16 protein-coding genes are annotated in these 19,079 nt (G+C 37.6%); 7 read left to right on the forward strand and 9 right to left on the reverse strand.

Going from position 1 to position 19,079, the window contains the following annotated elements; translation table 11 throughout:
- Positions 1-36: 36 nt before the first annotated feature.
- From QNJ50_RS07370 to QNJ50_RS07385, 4 genes are all read right to left on the reverse strand, one after another.
- Positions 37-558, reverse strand: coding sequence for a tetratricopeptide repeat protein (locus QNJ50_RS07370; protein ID WP_300633671.1), 522 nt, complete (start codon positions 556-558; stop codon positions 37-39).
- A 210-nt stretch (positions 559-768) separates the two neighbouring features.
- Positions 769-1,662 carry an acetylglutamate kinase gene (gene argB / locus QNJ50_RS07375; protein ID WP_300633711.1) on the reverse strand — a complete coding sequence of 298 codons (894 nt, stop codon included), beginning with the start codon at positions 1,660-1,662 and terminating at the stop codon, positions 769-771.
- Between the two features lie 291 nt (positions 1,663-1,953).
- Positions 1,954-2,505, reverse strand: coding sequence for a shikimate kinase (locus QNJ50_RS07380; protein WP_300633673.1), 552 nt, complete (start codon positions 2,503-2,505; stop codon positions 1,954-1,956).
- A gap of 124 nt (positions 2,506-2,629) precedes the next feature.
- Positions 2,630-4,258 (reverse strand): NB-ARC domain-containing protein, encoded by a 1,629-nt coding sequence (locus QNJ50_RS07385; RefSeq protein WP_300633675.1) that lies wholly within the window; start codon positions 4,256-4,258, stop codon positions 2,630-2,632.
- Positions 4,259-4,731: 473 nt separating this feature from the next.
- Between QNJ50_RS07385 and QNJ50_RS07390 the strand changes: the two genes are divergently transcribed.
- Positions 4,732-4,917, forward strand: coding sequence for a hypothetical protein (locus QNJ50_RS07390; RefSeq protein WP_300633677.1), 186 nt, complete (start codon positions 4,732-4,734; stop codon positions 4,915-4,917).
- 34 nt (positions 4,918-4,951) lie between these two features.
- Here the strand turns inward: QNJ50_RS07390 and QNJ50_RS07395 are convergent, their stop codons facing one another.
- The 3 genes from QNJ50_RS07395 to QNJ50_RS07405 form a co-directional block, all read right to left on the reverse strand.
- Positions 4,952-5,734 carry a LapA family protein gene (locus QNJ50_RS07395; RefSeq protein ID WP_300633679.1) on the reverse strand — a complete coding sequence of 261 codons (783 nt, stop codon included), beginning with the start codon at positions 5,732-5,734 and terminating at the stop codon, positions 4,952-4,954.
- Positions 5,735-6,102: 368 nt separating this feature from the next.
- Complete coding sequence (locus QNJ50_RS07400) at positions 6,103-6,741, reverse strand: flavin prenyltransferase UbiX (RefSeq protein ID WP_300633681.1); 639 nt, start codon at positions 6,739-6,741, stop codon at positions 6,103-6,105.
- A 478-nt stretch (positions 6,742-7,219) separates the two neighbouring features.
- The gene (locus QNJ50_RS07405) at positions 7,220-9,568 is read right to left on the reverse strand and encodes a ribonuclease R family protein (protein ID WP_300633683.1); all 2,349 of its coding nucleotides are present in this window, start codon (positions 9,566-9,568) and stop codon (positions 7,220-7,222) included.
- Positions 9,569-10,597: 1,029 nt separating this feature from the next.
- Here QNJ50_RS07405 and QNJ50_RS07410 point away from each other — a divergent pair.
- Both QNJ50_RS07410 and QNJ50_RS07415 read left to right on the forward strand, forming a co-directional pair.
- Positions 10,598-11,662 carry a hypothetical protein gene (locus QNJ50_RS07410; RefSeq protein WP_300633713.1) on the forward strand — a complete coding sequence of 355 codons (1,065 nt, stop codon included), beginning with the start codon at positions 10,598-10,600 and terminating at the stop codon, positions 11,660-11,662.
- A gap of 28 nt (positions 11,663-11,690) precedes the next feature.
- On the forward strand, positions 11,691-11,849 hold the full coding sequence (locus QNJ50_RS07415; protein ID WP_300633685.1) for a hypothetical protein: 159 nt from the start codon (positions 11,691-11,693) through the stop codon (positions 11,847-11,849).
- Positions 11,850-12,048: 199 nt separating this feature from the next.
- Here the strand turns inward: QNJ50_RS07415 and clpP are convergent, their stop codons facing one another.
- Complete coding sequence (gene clpP, locus QNJ50_RS07420) at positions 12,049-12,654, reverse strand: ATP-dependent Clp endopeptidase proteolytic subunit ClpP (RefSeq protein WP_300633687.1); 606 nt, start codon at positions 12,652-12,654, stop codon at positions 12,049-12,051.
- Positions 12,655-13,040: 386 nt separating this feature from the next.
- Here clpP and QNJ50_RS07425 point away from each other — a divergent pair, with 386 nt between their 5' ends.
- The gene (locus QNJ50_RS07425) at positions 13,041-13,193 is read left to right on the forward strand and encodes a hypothetical protein (RefSeq protein ID WP_300633689.1); all 153 of its coding nucleotides are present in this window, start codon (positions 13,041-13,043) and stop codon (positions 13,191-13,193) included.
- On the opposite strand, the gene QNJ50_RS07430 is transcribed toward QNJ50_RS07425, so the two are convergent.
- Positions 13,190-13,375, reverse strand: a complete 186-nt coding sequence (locus tag QNJ50_RS07430; RefSeq protein WP_300633691.1) for a hypothetical protein — start codon at positions 13,373-13,375, stop codon at positions 13,190-13,192. The two genes, QNJ50_RS07425 and QNJ50_RS07430, sit on opposite strands and share 4 nt — an antisense overlap.
- On the opposite strand from QNJ50_RS07430, the gene QNJ50_RS07435 reads away from it, so the two are divergent.
- The 3 genes from QNJ50_RS07435 to QNJ50_RS07445 all read left to right on the forward strand — a co-directional run bounded on the left by QNJ50_RS07435 (position 13,374) and on the right by QNJ50_RS07445 (position 19,002).
- The gene (locus QNJ50_RS07435) at positions 13,374-15,464 is read left to right on the forward strand and encodes a thioredoxin domain-containing protein (protein ID WP_300633693.1); all 2,091 of its coding nucleotides are present in this window, start codon (positions 13,374-13,376) and stop codon (positions 15,462-15,464) included. The genes QNJ50_RS07430 and QNJ50_RS07435 overlap by 2 nt on opposite strands.
- Positions 15,465-16,060: 596 nt before the next feature.
- Positions 16,061-16,579, forward strand: a complete 519-nt coding sequence (ilvN, locus tag QNJ50_RS07440; protein ID WP_300633695.1) for an acetolactate synthase small subunit — start codon at positions 16,061-16,063, stop codon at positions 16,577-16,579.
- Positions 16,580-17,913: 1,334 nt separating this feature from the next.
- Entirely contained in the window at positions 17,914-19,002 is a 1,089-nt protein-coding gene (locus tag QNJ50_RS07445) for a glycosyltransferase (protein ID WP_300633697.1), read from the forward strand.
- Positions 19,003-19,079 lie beyond the last annotated feature (77 nt).

The raw sequence follows: 19,079 nt of genomic DNA on the forward strand, positions 1-19,079 counted from the left end.
AAAAACAGAAAATATTTTTACTTAACTTTTGCAGCTTCAAATACTAAACCATACTAGGCTAACCACAGTTAAAGCAATAGCAAGTAATGCAATCGTAATAAAACGATTATCCTTAGTATTTACTTGAGTTAAGTCAACTAATTCTGGCTCAGGTTTTTTACGTTGTCCAGAAGATTTTTTGGGAGCAACTGAAAGACGAATTTTTGATTCATTATCAGGTATATCTGTAAAATCTGGAATTTTCGTCATCCATTCTTCGGGGCGTTTGAGTTTGGGTGCTTGAAGAATATATTGTAAACGCTTGGCTTCCTTACTAGTTTCTGGATAAGGATGACGTTTTAGTCGTTCGCACAACGTGATCGCATCTTCAGTAAGTCCTGCAGCTTCGTAGGCGGTCGCCAACCAAATTTCTACTTCACCTGCAAACCGGCTATTGCGAGCTAATAACGCGGAAGATTTTTCCAGATTTTCCACGGCTTCTCGATATTTACCATTTTCGAAGGCTGCTTTGCCAGTTTTATACCTAGCTTTGGCAAGTTCTAAACTTTCTGAAGTCACTTTTATTACGCAAACCGCACACTGCTGTTTTTATTTTCTCATTTCTTATTGAATGGGGAACAGGGAACAGGGAACAGGAAATAACTTATTAAGTTTTAATTATCACTCCCATTCAAGTCCTAATCCCAATCCCCATATGCCTAACGCCACGCTATGCTAACGCCGTTAGGCGCGGGCTCACCCCAATCCCCAATCCCTAATCCCCAACCTCTAAAAATCAAGTTGAGAACTAAGAATCATTGTCCCAATACCACCATCGGTAAAGATTTCCAATAACAAAGCATGGGGTATTCGACCATCAATAATATGGGATGCACGGACACCTTGAGCGAGCGATCGCACGCAACAATTCACCTTAGGAATCATTCCACCGGCGACTACACCCGTTTTAATTAAATTACGAGCTTCTTGAATATCTATTTTAGGAATAAGAGTTGAAGGGTCTTTATAATCTTTTAAAATTCCTGCTGTATCAGTTAACAAAATTAATTTTTCTGCATTGAGGGCTGCAGCGATTTCTCCTGCAACAGTATCAGCGTTAATATTATAAGCCTGACCATTTGCATCTGCTGCGACGCTAGAAACAACCGGGATATAACCATTTCCAACTAATGTGTCAAGAACTTTGATATTTACGCTGCTGACTTCTCCCACAAAACCAATACCTTCTTGACCTTGGGGACGAGCAGTAATTAAATTACCGTCTTTACCACAGAGTCCGACCGCAGACCCACCAGCTTGATTAATTAGTGAGACTATTTCTTTATTAACGCGACCAACTAAGACCATTTCCACCACATCCATTGTGGGAGCATCGGTTACGCGCAAACCATCTTTAAACAAAGGCTCAATGCCAATTTTACCCAGCCAATTGTTAATTTCAGGACCGCCCCCGTGGACTACAATTGGTCGTAAGCCAACACAGGAAAGAAAAACAATATCACGGATAACTTTATCTTTGAGATTGCTATCTTTCATCGCTGCACCACCGTATTTGACTACAACGGTACGACCGGCGAATTGTTGAATATAAGGTAATGCTTCGCTCAGAACCCTTACGCGAGTTGCAGCGTCTTCTTGAATAAATTCGGAATCGTTAACAATCATGAGGAGAAGGTAGAAATTTTGAGTGTAAGTTTTTGTAATTGATGATTCTCTCAATAATGTCTCACACCTTGGGGCCAGTAATATGAGTCAAAAGTCAAATTCACAGTAGCAGTTCTGTCTCCAATCACCAATCCCCATATGCCGCTTGCGGCGTGCTATCAGCAATCCCTAGTCACCATATGGCTAACGCCACGCTATGCTAACGCCGTTAGGCGCGGGCTCACCCCAGTCACCAATCCCTCCCTAGTCGCCAATCCCTAGTCGCCAATCCCCAGTCGCCAATCCCTACTACCCATCCGCAGAAACAGGATTTTTGAGAACGCTGGGAATTTGCTCTAATATCCTAGTCGTAATTTGTTCTGGTGTTTCCCCTTCAGTCAACTTAATTCGTAAATCTGCTTCAGCATACAATTTTTGTCGTTGTTCGAGAATACTCTGCAGTTTACCTTTGGGATCTGGATCTTGTAACAAAGGTCGAGTCTTATCTTCCGCAAGACGGTTGTAAAGTAATTCTACTGGTGCATCTAACCATACAATCAAACCGTGGTGTAGATAACTCCAGTTTTTTTGATTCAGTACAATACCTCCACCTGTTGCAATACTTAATCTGGTGTGAGCACAAATGTGAGACAGTACTTCAGTTTCTAATTGTCGAAAAGTTGCTTCTCCTGATTCCGCAAATATTTCATTAATCGTACATCCCGCAGCTTGAACTATCACTTCGTCAGTATCTACAAAGCTATATCCCAGTTCAAGAGCCAACAAGCGACCTATAGTAGTCTTACCAGCACCCATCATGCCAATCAGGTACAAGTTAATTCCTTGTAATAAATTATTCACAAGTAACTGCGCTCCGCTTCAGAATTAAGATTGCATGTTAAAAGCTTTACCACCTTAATCTCTAAATGTACCAGAAAGCGGGAAGATAACTAGAATTCAGTATAAGATTTATTTTGCGCTTATTTCATTTCAGATATCTGCTTTTAAGGGCTTCCTCACGAATATAGTTTTTTAATTGAGTTTCAAAAATTGTTTGGTTAATTAAAGATAGACCGCTATTATGACGCATTAATCTGAAGTTTTCCTCAATTAATCTTTCACCGATATACTCTATGATCACCGGTGCTATATAAAAATTAGACTCTTTTCTGATAATTAAAGAACGTCTTTGCAGGGAATCAATTGCTTCTAAAATTACTCTTTGGGAAACCCTAAGTAAAATTTCTTTTTGTAATTTACGCACGGAAACAAAATCTTGATTCAGTGCTAACCAATACATAATTTGCTTTTCTAAGGTTGATAAACGATTAAATTGTTGATCTAATACTGCCCGAATATCACCAAAAACTACGGTTCCTTGTTCGAGAAATTCATATATGTTCCCGTTAAATAATTCTTGAATAGCTGTTGACACCAGTTTTAAAAATAAAGGATTGCCTGCATAACAATCAATTAACAGCTTAATTTCATCATTTTTTATTTTTTTGAATCCCTTAGATTTGAGTATCTCACCACTTTCTTTATAATTTAACCCATCTAATTTTAAGCAACGGACTGGTAATGTTTGTCCGGCTAAAACCACAATTTCTTGTGGTTTTTCACGACTTGTTAATAACAAGCTACTTTGATGTTGAGAATCTCCCAAACGTCTGATCAATTCTCCATAACCTTCATAACCAGGACGATAACAAATTTGAGCAGTATTATAACCAATGCTATTTATCTCATCCAAAATATCGGTTGTTAAATTAGAATAATCTACTTCTCCCAAACAACCATTACATAAAATTGAGTCTAAAGCATCTAAAACAATTAAACAGCGAGACGAACGCAGACAGTCAATTAATAACGAAATATTATTATCGATGTTATCAGAAATCATCCCTTCATAATCTGGAGATATTATTTTTAATATCTGCTTTAAAAGTACATCTACCGATGGTGATAAATGGAGCGATCGCCAAATTACATAATCAAAATTTTCTTGTGATATTTGCTCTGCAAGCTTGACAGAAAGGGCTGTTTTGCCAATTCCTCCAATTCCCAAGAGTAAAACTAAACGACAATTATCTTGGATAATCCATTCTTTAACTTGGGCTAAATCTTCATCTCTACCGCAAAAACTACTAACATCAATCGCCTCTCCCCAATCTAGTTTTGCAGCAGATTCTATACTAACAAAATCAGCTTTTTCTTTACCTTGATAGGCTGTAACTCCATTAATTCTATTCACTCCATTGATAGATATGCGATTTTTTTTATAACCAGCTTTTTCTAATAAAGGAGTTACACGACTCCAATTTTTTACTTTTACTGAGTATCCCATTTGCTTACACAGCATCTCTTCTATATATTTATATAAACCATTAGATAGATATACTCTTACAGTGCTGCTACTATTACTGTTGTAAACAGTTTTGGCTATCTCTGCGGGACTAAAAGCGCAAAGTAAACCTCTCAAAAACTTTTTTTCTACAGGAGTTAGAGCTTTTCCTTTTGCCGATGCTAAATCCACATATAACTTTTCTAACTCCCAATTATTTTTAGCTTCTATAAATTCTTCTTCAAAGTTATTTTTGTCTGGTGCTTTCATGCGGATTCTTTTTTAAATTAACTAAAGAGTACTATCTTAACGATGTTTTCATTAAGTAGCTACAAGTCAATAAATGGAACAATAAATGATGGATAACGTATTTAATAACGTCTGTTATGTAATATGTAAGTCGTTTATTCCAGATGTTAATACTTGACTGTAATTAAAATAAATTATTTGAAACTTTATCAAGTTCCGACAAGTCAATATAAATAAACTAACACTAAACTCTAGTAGCGTAATTTTAACTATAAATAATATAGTTTTTGATCGCTACAGTATTACTAGTTACCAAGTTACTCGATCTAATATAAAAAAAACAATAATTTGTTTAATAAACAACTGTAAAAATGACTAATTATGAAATATTCAATCAAAAGCGTTGCGAATTTCACGGTTATTACATAACCGAGTATGCATATCGTATTTAAGACAGTCCGAATAAAAAAATGTGGTGTTGAGAGGTTTTTACCATGACACGAATTCGTGACGTTGTACAACAAGCCATAGCAAAAGGTTGTTTAACGCTCGAAGCAGAAAATAAATTGCGCGAGTTACTAACTCAAAAGTACGATCTAGAAGACCTGAATGCCTTTATGTCTCTCCAAGAAGCGGCAATGGCAGGCAGAGTCAAGCAAGAATCACGCGTTCGTAGGTAGCACAGCTAAAGTTTTCCTATCAGCTAATATTTTTCTATTTCTGAGGTCGTTTATCCTTAACCTCAAAATCATCATCTTCTAAAAAATCCCACTCATCGTCGTAATCTTCTTCTTGGTTTTTTGCTTCATCAAATTGCTCTGCGCTGGATGATTTGTAAGGAGAAGTAATCACACGATAATCAGCATCATAAATTGACTCTGCTCTCCCTACACCCGAGTTTTTTTCTTCGCGTGAGTTATACGAATAGCCAGAATCAAAATCAGAATCAGAATCAAAATCATCATCATTACTTCTACTTCTTGTTGTTTGATTATTCCGCGAAGTATTCGTATCCCTTACTTTTGTGTCTTGGTAGTAAGCTGACGTTTCTTCCCTTTCATCTTCAAAATCCCAATCATCTACTTCCCCTGCATTTTCCCAACTGTCATAACTGTCATATTGTCGAGTTTGATTTCTATTTGTATCTCTAGGTGGTGAAGTACTATTATCCTCAGACCTTGATTCTGCTGCCGTAGAGTAACGTTGGGAATAACCGCGAGTTGAAGTTTTTGTTTGGCGATCGCGGCGATTACTAAAAGATTTAAAGGTGTCTTGGGGTTGGCGAATATTTGGTAATTTTAGCAAACTAGCAATAAGCTCATAGGCGATAGCACCAGCAATAATGCTGATTAATATCCATATCGATAAGGGAAGTGCTTGAGTTTGTACACCCAAAAACACTAGTGGGAGTGGTGGGACGACTGACAAGTTTTGCGCTATAAATAACGTTAGTCCTCCCAGTACCACTACCAAAAAAATCCAGCGATTTACAGACATAGCAATTTAAAGAGGGATTTATAACAGAAGTCAGCATACACGCGATTATATGTCCCGTTCGACACATCGTACGCGCTCAAAAATTACATAATTTAAAGCTATAAGTACTTTATTTGACTTTGATGCTAACGCGTCTGCAGGAGATCCGGAATATTAAACTAATTATTCCTATATTTTTATCTTAGATCTTTGATTTCGATATGAGTTAGGGACAGGGAATCGGTAATTGGTATACGCCCGCACTGCTAACGCAGTGTTAGCAAGGCGTGACGCGTAAGCGTCATATGGTAATTGGTAATTGGATAGCAAACTTGCGTTTTGCGGGTTGGTCGCGCTGTTCCCCGTTCCCTGTTCCCTATTCGCTCACTTTAAATATTACGACCTTGCCATCTTTGAATTGGAATACAATCAATATCAAGTTGATCTAAGCTTCGAGCTACAACAAAATCAACTAAGTCTTCAATGGTCTGCGGTTTATGATACCAAGCAGGAATTGCAGGAACGATTCTTACTCCAGCTTCTGCCAACATGGTCAAATTACGCAAATGAATTAAGCTAAACGGAGTTTCTCGCGGAACAACAATTAGTTTACGTCCTTCTTTAATTTGTACATCTGCAGACCGCTCCAGCAGATCGGAACTAAGACCATTGGCAAGTTTTGCTACGGTACTCATACTGCATGGCATAATAACCATTCCTAAAGTCCGGAAAGAACCACTGGCGATATTGGCTCCCACATCACCCCAAGGATGACAGCGTAACTTACCTGAGGTTTCTACTCCTGCTTGCTCTCGCCAAAATTGCTCTTGTGCAACAGGTTCAACCGGCATTCGGGTACTTTGTTCCGATTGCCAAACCATATAACTAGATTTGGATGCAACTAATTCAATCTCGTAATCAGCTTCTAATAAAAATTTGAGGGCGCGTACTGCATAAATCAATCCAGATGCACCGGATACACCAACAATCAGGGGTTTGTTATTTGAGAGTTTATTATTGTTTGACACGTTTTATTGATTCAGATTCAAAATTATCTAAAGTTTTTGAGGGTTAATTAATGGCAACGGGGAAGGAAATTAAAACAAAAAATAAAAGCCCCCATTTTTAGCACAAGCATCTCCCCAAGGAAGAAATGGGAACTATACGTTGAAGTAGTAGTTTTCTTGAATATTGTCCTGAAAGGGTGTTGAACTTGAGGTAATAGGATTTATTGCGCCCAGATAGACCAAAACCCATTGGTTAATAAACACATTCTTGTGAAAGAAGAAAGGGATAGGAATATTTAAACTCCTTTACCTTTCTTCATTGTCTGTTTTTGCTTTACTTCTGTAAAGCATATGATGTTCTTAACACTTCCAATTACTTTTCTGGGTCGTGTCCGATTTTCTGGACGCTTATATGAATACAAGATCGTACTTTTGAATTCAATTTTGTGAATTCAATTTGATGAATTCAATTTTGTGAATTCAATCTTTTATTCAGAAGTTACTCATCATCATATTCATCCATATCTTCAGGATCTAAGCGCTCGCTGTAATACATGTCACCTCGCTCGTCATCATTAACATTGATATCGCGACCAATGGGCAAACCATCACTACCAACGGTGACTAAATCAATTTGCTGACGATAATAATCGACGCTTTTAACTTGTACGGATACTCTATCTCCTAAGCGATAGGAAGCACGATTCTTACGTCCAAATAATGCTTGTTGTCGAGCGCGATACTCATACCAGTCATCTTTGAGAGAACTGACATGTACTAACCCTTCAACTCTGAGGGGTAAATCATTACCTTTCTTGGAACTGGATGGTGGAACTTCAATTTCCACAAAAAATCCGTAGGATTGAACCCCAGTAATTACACCACTAAAAACCTCTCCAATGCGTTGTTTCATCAAAGAAGCACGTTGTAAGCCTTCCAAGTCTGCTTCTGCTTCTAGGACTTGTTTTTCCCGATCGTTAAGTTGGGTAATAACTCGGGTTAAATCGCTTTGTAGTTCTTGCTGTAACTCTGGTGGTAAAACATTCCAGTTAATATCGCCATGACAGGAAGAAGAACGCAAATTAACTCGTTCTTTCACGCGGGTATTGCGGCGATCGCGTCCGTATTCATACAAGGTGTAGTATACCCTTTGCATGAGTAAATCTGGATAACGACGCAATGGAGCAGTACAATGGGTGTAACCTTCTGGCAATGCTAAGCCAAAATGTGCACCTTGGGTAGTACTATAGGAAGCCTGCTTTAAAGTATCCTGCAATAAGTAAGTTAAAACTTGCTCGGAAGCTGATTCTCCAAACACCCGAATCAAATGTTGATAATCTAAAGGTTGAATATCTACATCTTCCGGTAATGCTAACTCAACACCCAAATTGATTGCTAATTTGAGCATTTCTTGAACATCTTCAGGATCGGGAGTACCTTGAACTCGCCAAATCGCAGGAATATTCAAAGCATTTAAATGAGATGCCATTAATTGATTGACAAGTACTACCAATTCAGTCAATAGCGACTGTAGGGGAGAATCGGTAGATACTACACACCCCAAAATCCCCTCATCATAATAAGGATTTTGATTGGCAGGTAAGTTTAATTGCAAGCTACCCCGACTCAAACGATTTTTTTCTAAAACAGATCGCAGAGCATTCAACTCTTGCAACATTTCCACAATTTCATCCGAACGCTTAGTAGCTTCACCAGCAATGATGGCTTTGGCTTCCTTTTGGCTTAAATTCAGATCTACTTTGACAACGCTAGGTTGAATCTCCCACTCCAGAACTTTTCCTGTATCAGGATCGATCATAATTGAAAAACATAGGGTTAAACGGTCTTTGTCTGAGAGTAAAGAACACCGTTGAATAGCAGCATCTGGGAACATTGGTAAAAATAAATCTCCCAAATATACCGCTCTACCCCGCTTCATCGCTTCCCGGTCGAGGGGCTCATCTGGTTGGATGTAATGGGAAACATCAGAAATATGAAAATTTAATCGCCAGTTCTCATCGTCATTTCTCTCTAAGTTAAAAGCATTCTCAATTGTTTTGGGATCACCCCAAGCATTAGCGATACTCACGGTCAACTGCTTGCGTAAATCCAGACGATTTTTCAGATCTGCTTTAAGAAGTTTTTTGGGTAACTTAGATGCTAGTGCTTCTATTGTCTCGGAAAAATTACGGGAAAGGTCGTGCTTGCAGGTGACCAAATCAATATCAGCTGCTGCTTCAGCATCGCTACCGAGGATTTGCACCACCCGACCGATTGGTGGATACTGCGCTAAGGGATAGCGTACTACCTCCACATGGGCAAGGTGATCGATTGATTCCTCCAAAGTCATCCCGTTCATCGCGAGTTTGAGCTCGAACAACAAACGATCATCTAAAGGTACGGCGCGATAGCCACCTTCAACTTGTTTGATCCGCGCCAGCAAGGTGTGATTGGAACGTTCTAGAATCAATTTAACTTCGCCTTCTGGAGAGCGACGGCGACTACCTTCTTTAAGAACTTTAACTAAAACGCGATCGCCATTCCAGGCATTAGACAGGTGACTTTCACGAATGTAAATATCTTCAGCACCTTCCATATCCTGAATCGCAAAGCAAAAACCTTTACTGGAACAACGAAGTTTTGCTTCAATTAGTTCTTCTTCCGCAACAAGCCGATACTTACCGCGTTCTTTGAGCAAAAGCCCAATTTTTTCCAGAACATCCAAAGTGATGTGAAGTTTTTGTAAACTTTCCTCATCTTCACAACCAAGTTTCTTTTCTAATAACTTGCGGGCTACCAATTTATTATCGGTGAAATTGGCAAGCAGTGTGGCGATTGAAAATTCCATGCAGTGAAACGACCTTTGGTCAAAACATCATTTTTTTGTGCAATTGTGGTTCGCAGGCTTGATACCCCTAAAACCGACAGAAACTTTTGGCAAATTGCCCCAATCGAAGGGTACTGTTAGTCTCATCAGAGTTTTTTTTGGTTCCAGTTCCTTCATCCAGACAATCCGGTAAAGCACGCAGTCCTGTAAGGTGCGCCTTAGTGGTAGTTATGCAAGGGATTTTCTCTGGTCGAGCTGGGATAAATCATTAAATACGGTATCTTCTGAAAACGGGAAGAGAAGCCGTAAGCTATTGATTATCTTAGCTACAAAGGTGCTTTTACACCATCCAACTCTGATTTTAAACTAGGAGATATTGCCGACAAACCAAATTGTTCCATATGTAGAATCGATAACAATCAGGCAAGTAGGTCAAATAACTCAAAAGGCGAACCTTACCTTTACTATTGTAGATTTAGAGCGTACTTCCAGAAAATAGTTCTGGATGTCCAGTTGGGTGATTAGTATAGCATTACTTGCCGGAATACTTAACAATCGTAGGTGGCAGCCAAACATCTCTTCAAAAACCTAATGCTACAATAGGAACATTGAAAGCCAAGCAATAAAAGGCATGATATTCGACAGTCTGGCACTAAAATAGCAGATTAAGACCAAATACAAAATTATTAGCCATAACAATTTTGCATGCTTATCTCAACTCATATAACCAAAAAGCTTGCAGGTTGTCGATTGGTAAAGTTATCCTTTCAAACAACTGCAATTTACCTGATTCGTTAAGTGGTGTTTAAGAGATTGAGGAGTTAAATTGTTGCCTCATTATTCTCTACAAAATTATTTCATACTCTTGCTGATGACTCGAACTTGGTAAGCAACATTAATATGAATTTAAAATAATCTATAAAGGAATAATCTCCCAGGCTCAATTGCAAATCATTATGTAGGGAGTAAGCAAATTTTAGTGAAATTAGTTTATATTTTTTAACCAAATCTTATCTGTGATTCATGTAATTTTATAACGGTGAAGGTATGATTTTGGCTCAGTTTCAGAGCTTGTATCCTGAAGGTAGTATCATTTCTGAATTAATCCAAATTCACCATAACAAGTATATTGTTCGGGTGAATGTGCAGCTTCGGGGTGTGACTCGCGTCACAGGTATGGCAGCTGCAGAAAGTATTGAAGTCGCGGAAGATCGCGCACGAGAAAGGGCTTTGATGGTTTTACAACAAACAGACCCGCAGAATCATTCAACAAATCTTGCTAGTCAGGCTCAAGAAGCTCAAGGACATTCCCCTCATTTTAATACCAAGGAAATTAATACTCAGGAAGTTGCTGTCAAAGCAGAATTAGATTTGGATCGGCAGAAAATAAGTCAAACGACAGAAATTCAAACAGCAGCTAGCGCGATTAAGCATAACCAAGCCTCAGTTCCAGAAAAACCAGTTGTCAAAGAGATGATCGCTGCAAAACAATTTGAATCGAGTTCAAGGGAACCGAAATTTAAAACAGCCCAAGCTGATGAAGTACTACCAGCTAGAGATAAAGATAAATTTACTGCTGCAAAGTCAACATATAGTTATCAAGGTTCGGGATTCACGGCAAATATTGATGCTCCACCCCAAGAAATAAATCAACCCAATCTTGATTCTGGGGGTATTAACGTCGATTCCCAGTTTAAATTTGATTCTCCACTTTCAGAAAATCTGGTTAATACCCCAGAGGAAGGGGCTATTCAAAATCAGTTACCATTAATGTCTTCCACTAATGTGCAGTCATTTATGTCACCCGAACATTCCATAGAGGAAGAACCAAAAGTGACAGCATCGGTAGAAAAAAAATCTTCAGCAACCACTAGGAAAAAGAAAAAAACTGAGTCCAAGGATGCAACAAAACCTAAAAGTTTACTAGATCCAATTGCAGAAATTGATGTGGAAATGCGCCGTTTGGGTTGGACAAGGGAACAAGGAAGAGAACATTTAATTCAGACTTATAACAAACGCGCTCGTAGTTTACTCACTGACGAACAGTTATTAGAATTCCTCGAATATCTCAAATCTCAACCCACACCTGCGGACCCATTGGATCCGGGATTTTGATTGGGTATTGGCGTTACCTGGATGGGGAATGAAAATTAATACTAAATTTGGCTTAATTCCTTTTAGAAATGAGAGGAGAGGTGTGGGGAGTGTGGGAAGTGTGGGAAGAGTGGGAGGTGTGGGAAGTGTGGGGGAAAATCCCAGAAAATATAAAGGGGTTTTAAAAATCGGATTCTATATGAGATGATTCTTTCCCTTTTACTTGTGAGATTTTGCGATGAGCGCCCGCTTTGTCCACACAATCGCAAATCTTATGCAAAAATGTTGCTCTAAGTATGTTCTAAATAAAAATTTGGGGCGAACCTCTACCAGTTCGCCCCCAATATACAAGTTAAAATGACAGTAACTTTAACTATTAGCTATTAGCAATCGTTTCCCCAGACGCTTTATACGACTGCGATGGGACGGCTACCAGCAGAAGTTTTGTCAATTACTTGGTCGATAATGCCATACTCCTTAGATTCTTCTGGGGACATAAAAAAGTCCCTTTCAGTATCTTCGGTAATTTGCTCCAGAGATTTACCTGTATGCTCGGCTAAATATCCATTTAACCGTTGCTTGAGATAAAGAATTTCACGAGCTTGAATTTCAATATCAGTTGCTTGTCCTTGAGCACCACCTAAGGGTTGGTGAATCATAATTCGAGAGTGAGGTAAACTCATACGCTTACCTTTGGTTCCAGCACTGAGGAGAAAAGCTCCCATACTTGCTGCGAGTCCGGTACAAACAGTACAAATGTCAGAACGAATGTACTTCATGGTGTCGAAGATACCCAAACCAGCTGTCACTGAACCACCTGGAGAATTTATATACATATAAATGTCTTTGTCTGGTTCTTCAGCGTCTAAAAACAGCAGTTGAGCAACAATCAAGTTAGCCACGTTGTTATCAATCGGTTGTCCCAAAAAGATAATGCGCTGCTGTAATAAGCAGGAATAGATATCGAAGGCACGTTCGCCACGACCCGATTGTTCAATAACGATAGGAATCATGCAGCTTTCTTGTAGTTATTTTAAAAACATTCTATCGATTCGCTGGCAGATCGTAGGTAGGGAAAGCCGTTTATTTTGGAATTGGTAATTGGTAATAGCACTTGCGTGCCGCCGCTTCGCGCTTTGCGCGCGTTCTTAGCGGCATATGGTAATTGGTATACGCCCGCGCCTAACAGCAAATGGTAATTGGTTGCATCTGCAGCGCTTACGCCGGTCTAGCTTGGCGTTAGCCATATGGTAATTAGTAACGAACAATTAATGAAATAACTATGGAATGTAGCTTTTAAGCATTTTCACTGACGAGAATCCGGATATAATCTTTCCAAGCCAGGAAATAAATAAAAGGAGGATATGTCATCTATCTCAAGATATATAAAGGTAAAAATATGTTAGAAAAATTTGTACAAGCCATTATCATTACTTTCTTGCTTAATTTAACCCTAGGATTAAGTGGTAGAAATTCAACTAACGTCAGGACAAGGCAACCTTGGCAGCCATTTCCCGAATCGATCGCTAGATTTGTACGTTCTCGTCGCTAATTTTCAATTACTAAGTTATTTTTGATAAGTTTTTTTACTAAGTTATGGTTTCTAAGTTGTGATAACCGAACTGTTTTTGCTGCAAAGTAGTAAGCCTGAGATAAATCTGAAGTGGTTTGATTGTGAAGTGTAAATATCAGGTTAGACTGGGCAAAGTAGGCAATTATTCTTGTCGCAGTCATGACCAATCGCCTTGCTCTTTCTCAAAGTCTTTACCTTCGTAAACACGCTGAAAATCCAATAGATTGGTGGTACTGGTGTGACGAAGCACTCGCTACAGCAAAAGCTGAGGACAAACCAGTTTTTCTTTCCATTGGTTACTCTAGCTGTCACTGGTGTACTGTCATGGAAGGTGAAGCATTTTCTGACTTAGCAATAGCCAAATATATGAATGCTAATTTTCTTCCCATTAAAGTAGACCGAGAAGAAAGACCCGATATTGACAGCATTTATATGCAGGTTTTGCAAATGATTAGCGGTCAGGGGGGATGGCCTTTAAATGTTTTTCTGTCACCAGAAAATTTAGTGCCCTTTTATGCCGGTACCTATTTTCCTGTAGAACCTCGTTATGGTCGCCCGGGTTTTTTGCAAGTTTTACAAGCGCTTCGCGGTTATTATGATTCAGAAAAGGAAGATTTGAGAGAACGCTCTTCTGCGATTTTGGATTCGCTGCGAACATCTACTGCTCTACAATTTGAGAATCAAACCGAATCTGAAGATAAAGAATTGTTGGAGCGAGGTTGGAGAACCTGCATCGGCATTGTCACTCCCCACGATCACGGTAACAGTTTTCCCATGATTCCCTACACCCAATTTGCACTAGGAGCAAACAGATTTAACTTTGAATCTGAATATGATGGGAAGCAAGTTTGTCGCCGCCGAGGATTAGATTTAGCTAATGGTGGAATTTTCGATCATGTTGGTGGTGGATTTCATCGTTACACAGTTGACCCAACTTGGACGGTGCCCCATTTTGAGAAGATGCTTTATGACAATGGTCAAATTGTCGAGTATTTAGCAAATTTATGGAGTGCTGGTATCAAAGAACCTGCTTTTAAAAGAGCAATCGATCTAACTGTAAAATGGTTGCAGCGAGAAATGACTGCACCAGAAGGATATTTTTATGCGGCGCAAGATGCAGATAGTTTTACTAACTCCAAAGCATTAGAACCTGAAGAAGGAGCTTTTTATGTTTGGAGCTATCAAGAACTTCAAAAAATTTTGACTCCAGAAGAACTAACAGAATTACAACAGGAGTTCACAGTCACCCAAGAGGGAAATTTTGCTGAGCCAGGTTCTACGGAAACTATCAGTCAAAATGTTCTACAAAGGCGAAATCCGGGAAAAATTTCTGCTTTAGCAGAAGCAGCATTGACAAAATTATTTATTGCTAGGTACGGCGAAACTCCCACTCTACTAAATAATTTTCCTCCTGCAAGGGATAATCAAGAAGCAAAATCTTCCAATTGGAAGGGACGAATTCCAGCAGTAACCGATACTAAAATGATTGTTGCCTGGAATAGCTTAATGATTTCTGGTTTAGCTCGGGCATATGCTGTCTTTAAAGTTCCATCTTATTTGCAACTGGCAACAAAGGCTGCAAATTTTATCTTAGAAAATCAATTTGTGGATGGGCGTTTACACAGGATAAATTATGCAGGTAAACCAGATATTTTTGCTCAGTCAGAAGATTATGCTTTCTTAATTAAAGCTCTCTTAGATTTGCAAAGTTGTTGTTCAGATCGCCAGTATTGGTTGGAAGCTGCGATTCCTCTTCAAGAAGAATTTGATGAGTTTTTATGGAATATGGAACTTGGTGGGTACTACAACAGTACTAGCAATACTGGGGGAGAATTAATAGTTCGAGAGCGGAGTTATGCAGATAATGCAACACCATCAGCAAATGGAATTGCGATCGCAAACTTGGTTCGTCTTGCTTTACTGACTGATAATCTGCAATACCTTAATTTTGCCGAACAAGGATTAAAAGCATTTCGAAGCGTTATGAGTCGTGCTCCCCAAGCCTGTCCGAGTTTATTAAATGCTTTGGATTGGTACCACCACTCAACTTTAGTTCGCACCACTGAAAGACATATAAATTCCTTATTAGTAAGTTATTTTCCTACTGTTGTTTTTGCTAATCAGCCCGAATTACCAGAAAATAGTATTGGTTTAGTTTGTCAAGGCTTTAAGTGTCTTCCCGCTGTTGATAGTTGGGAAAAGCTATTAAAGCAAGTGCAACAAAGTCAGTTAAGAGAAATAAAAAGATAATGAACCTATCCCACTAATATGATTTTTGCTAAAAAACTGAAGTATTTTAAGAACTAAAAACGAAAAATCAAGCTTTTCAGGCAAATTTTACTCAAACAAATAAGCATTTTTAGAATAGTGGGATAGGTTCAAAAAGATAATGATTAAGGTTTACTGGCATAAGTTTTTACTGTCAAGCACATATTCTTCTGGCAGTAAAAAAATAACAAGTAGCTAATTGGATCGGTGACAAATTGTTAATCGAAATGTATATTTATAACTGAGTTACCTCACCTACATGGTGACTGATAAGCCTCTGTTCAGTAGCATTGTGACTATTGCAAATAAGCCTGCATATTCATCCTGGGCAATAAAAGTTACGGGTAAAAGTAGAGCAATTTGCTAGTCCCCGTTGGATTCTAATAGAACTTAAAACTAAAACTTGGAATATATCCGACGGGTAACAGAAGTAACTCACCGAGAAGCCTTAACTGTAATGCTCGCGGTCAGCGTAGGTGCGCTACATCGACATAGATTTACTGTTTTAGGGCTCGCACTGCAACAGTGTAAATATATCTGGGTTCTTGGCAAGATTTTGCCTTATGAGTTGACAAATCATGAAACACACAATTTCAGTACTAGTACAAGATGAAGCGGGCGTTTTATCCCGCATTGCAGGTTTATTTGCTCGCCGAGGTTTTAACATTGAAAGTCTTGCTGTTGGACCTGCCGAACAAATGGGAATTTCCCGAATTACAATGGTTGTACATGGTGATGACAGTATCATCGAACAGCTTACCAAGCAATTGTATAAGCTAATTAATGTTTTAAAAGTACAAGATATTACAGAAACTCCTTGTGTAGAACGGGAATTAATGTTACTTAAAGTTAATGCCAATAGCACCACTCGTTCGGAAATTCTAGAAATTACCCAGATATTTCGTGCCAGAGTGGTAGATGTTGCAGAAGATTCCTTGACTTTAGAGATTGTTGGCGATCCTGGAAAAAGTGTTGCGATCGTACAGGTATTACAGAAGTTTGGTTTGAGGGAAATTGCTCGTACCGGCAAAATTGCTCTTACAAGAGAATCAGGAGTTAATACTGAATACCTCAAGTCTGTAGAAGTTAAAGTTTGATCAAGTCAACCAGGAATTTCTGTTTGGAAAATCAAAGAATATAGGGTTTATCAGTATACGATTAAGCCCTTATTTTATTATTTGATAATATTTTCACTAATATGATTTTGGTATTCGGAAAAAATATCATTGATATGAACTTAAATAATCTAAATTTAGACATTAAAATGTGAGTGAATATAAAAAAACAATAGTTACTAGTCTAATAAAACAGATAATTGATATCTGTTAACACACTATACCTGACTATATTTAAACTACTTGCAATAACCTATAGAGAAAGATAATAAAAATAATGCCAATTTGGCATTATTTAGATCGGTAATATTGATAAAAGAAAATGTAACACGTTATATTAAAATCGCTCACTAGTAAAAATAGCTCGCTTCTATACATATATTGGTATATGTGATGATAAAGTAAACTATGGCGAATTAGTTAGTAATATAACTTGTAGTTTTTGATGGGAGGTTAACAATTTGAAGTTGATTATCCCAATATGTATGCTAATAGTTGCACATATGTCGGGGGTTTGAAATGTATAACAATTAATGTAATTTTCATAAACAAAGAAGTTATTATTTCAGTTAATTTAGAGATGTAGACAATTTTCAATCATAACTTCAATGATAACTGAAAGTTAAGTTTAGAAAAATTTGAGAAATATATAAAAAGTAATCAAACAGAGATTTTTGGTGTGTTTATCTGTTTAAATTACTTTATGAACAATTGAAGAGAAATACAAAGCTGCAAAATATTGAAAGCCCATTAACTAGAAAAAATCCGGGTTAGTAAGTTTATTTTTATTGATTCAAGGCTAGGTTTATAAAATACATTATTTACCCTAAATTATCTGATTCTAGGGTTAGTCGATTTGCCATGTTACGATTAACGTGAAAATCGCTGCATAAAAGATAAATATTCACTTTTGTCAATACATTACTGATATTTAGCTTGTTTAGATATTGGATTAGACTTACATTGTAGGTTTATAACTCATGAAATACAAAAAATTTGAGATGAAACAATATTGACTTTGTAAAAGTTATATTTTCATGCTTATGTTTTTTGGTATTTTAATAACTAAAATAATATTTGATTACCATTGAAAAATAATTTATCGCTCATTTATATATCAATATTTTATTTTAAACTTTTAAATATATTACATATTCGCAACTATATTCAAGTTTAATTAACTCATAAATTAATGCATAAAATCACACTGTATAAGAATTATTTCAATTTTTACTGACTAAGTTTATATAGAGCGCAAATTTAATAAATTTTAAGATAAAAATCAGTTATTACTAAGTTAATAAAATCCAAAATTTATGAAAAAACACGTTGCATTTTTTATTCCTAATTTACATAGTGATGCAGAAAAAGTAGTCATCAATTTACTAAAAGGTATGGTAGGTAAAGATGTTTATCTCGATCTAGTAGTGGCTACTAAAAAGGGAGGGTATGTAAATCAAGTACCAAAACAAGTTCGTATTATAAGCTTAGAAAGTCGTGGAGCCTTCAAAGCAATTCTCCCCTTGTCACAATACTTACGCGAACATCAGCCTGATACTCTAATATCACATATGAGTTACACCAATGCGATCGCTGTTTTGGCTAAGCTCTTAGCTCAAGAAAAAACTCGATTAGTACTGGTAGAAGATAATACTTTATTTGCGCAGAAATCTAAGTCGCTCCAAAGAAAGTTTTTTTCTATTTTAATGAAGTTACTTTATCGATATGCAGATGCAATTGTTGGAGTTTCCTACGCTACAGCGAGAGATCTGGAATCTCGACTTGGGTTGAGAACAGGAAAAGTAAAAACCATATATAACCCAGTTGTGGATTCCCGGTTAATCTTTCAAGCAAATGAATCTTTTAATCATCCTTGGTTCCAAAAAGGAACTCCACCTGTTTTTTTAGCTATGGGAAGATTAACCCAACAAAAAGATTTTGCAACCTTAATCAAAGCTTTTTCTATTTTGAGAAGCAATAAAGTAGCTCGTTTAATGATTATTGGAGAAGGAGAATTAAGGGGTGAGTTGGAACACCTGATAGAGAAATTGGGTATAGCTCAAGATGTCGCAATATCTGGTTTTGTGAAAAACCCTTACGTATACATGAAAAACGCTAATGCATTCGTGATGTCTTCTCGTTGGGAAGGTCTGGGTAACGTATTAATTGAAGCCATGGCTTGTGGTTGTCCTGTAATATCAACTGATTGTCCCTATGGTCCAAGAGAAATTTTAGCAGCAGGTAAATATGGAATTTTAGTTCCTGTTGAGGATGTATTTACTTTGTCTTATGCAATGTCAAAGGTTTTAGAAACTCCTATTCGAACCGAGCTATTGATTCGTAGAGCAAATTACTTTTCTGTTAGGCGTTCTGTGTCGAAGTATTTAGCAATTTCAAATGTTTAGAATACAAAAAACTGATGGCTTAGTGAAACTTAAATTGATTCATTTACACGAATTAATTTAAATTCTTGTAGTTATTC

The sequence above is a fragment of the Mastigocoleus sp. MO_188.B34 genome (genome assembly GCF_030065675.1).
In the GTDB taxonomy this organism is placed as follows: Bacteria; Cyanobacteriota; Cyanobacteriia; order Cyanobacteriales; family Nostocaceae; genus Mastigocoleus.

What these genes read in the sequence shown, in the direction of transcription:
- QNJ50_RS07385 (WP_300633675.1), bottom strand. Translation starts at nt 4,258, where the DNA reads ATGAAAGCACCAGACAAAAATAACTTTGAAGAAGAATTTATAGAAGCT.
- QNJ50_RS07390 (WP_300633677.1), top strand. Translation starts at nt 4,732, where the DNA reads ATGACACGAATTCGTGACGTTGTACAACAAGCCATAGCAAAAGGTTGT.
- QNJ50_RS07395 (WP_300633679.1), bottom strand. Translation starts at nt 5,734, where the DNA reads ATGTCTGTAAATCGCTGGATTTTTTTGGTAGTGGTACTGGGAGGACTA.
- QNJ50_RS07405 (WP_300633683.1), bottom strand. Translation starts at nt 9,568, where the DNA reads ATGGAATTTTCAATCGCCACACTGCTTGCCAATTTCACCGATAATAAA.
- QNJ50_RS07415 (WP_300633685.1), top strand. Translation starts at nt 11,691, where the DNA reads ATGAAAATTAATACTAAATTTGGCTTAATTCCTTTTAGAAATGAGAGG.
- clpP (WP_300633687.1), bottom strand. Translation starts at nt 12,654, where the DNA reads ATGATTCCTATCGTTATTGAACAATCGGGTCGTGGCGAACGTGCCTTC.
- QNJ50_RS07425 (WP_300633689.1), top strand. Translation starts at nt 13,041, where the DNA reads ATGTTAGAAAAATTTGTACAAGCCATTATCATTACTTTCTTGCTTAAT.
- QNJ50_RS07435 (WP_300633693.1), top strand. Translation starts at nt 13,374, where the DNA reads ATGACCAATCGCCTTGCTCTTTCTCAAAGTCTTTACCTTCGTAAACAC.
- QNJ50_RS07430 (WP_300633691.1), bottom strand. Translation starts at nt 13,375, where the DNA reads ATGACTGCGACAAGAATAATTGCCTACTTTGCCCAGTCTAACCTGATA.
- ilvN (WP_300633695.1), top strand. Translation starts at nt 16,061, where the DNA reads ATGAAACACACAATTTCAGTACTAGTACAAGATGAAGCGGGCGTTTTA.
- QNJ50_RS07445 (WP_300633697.1), top strand. Translation starts at nt 17,914, where the DNA reads ATGAAAAAACACGTTGCATTTTTTATTCCTAATTTACATAGTGATGCA.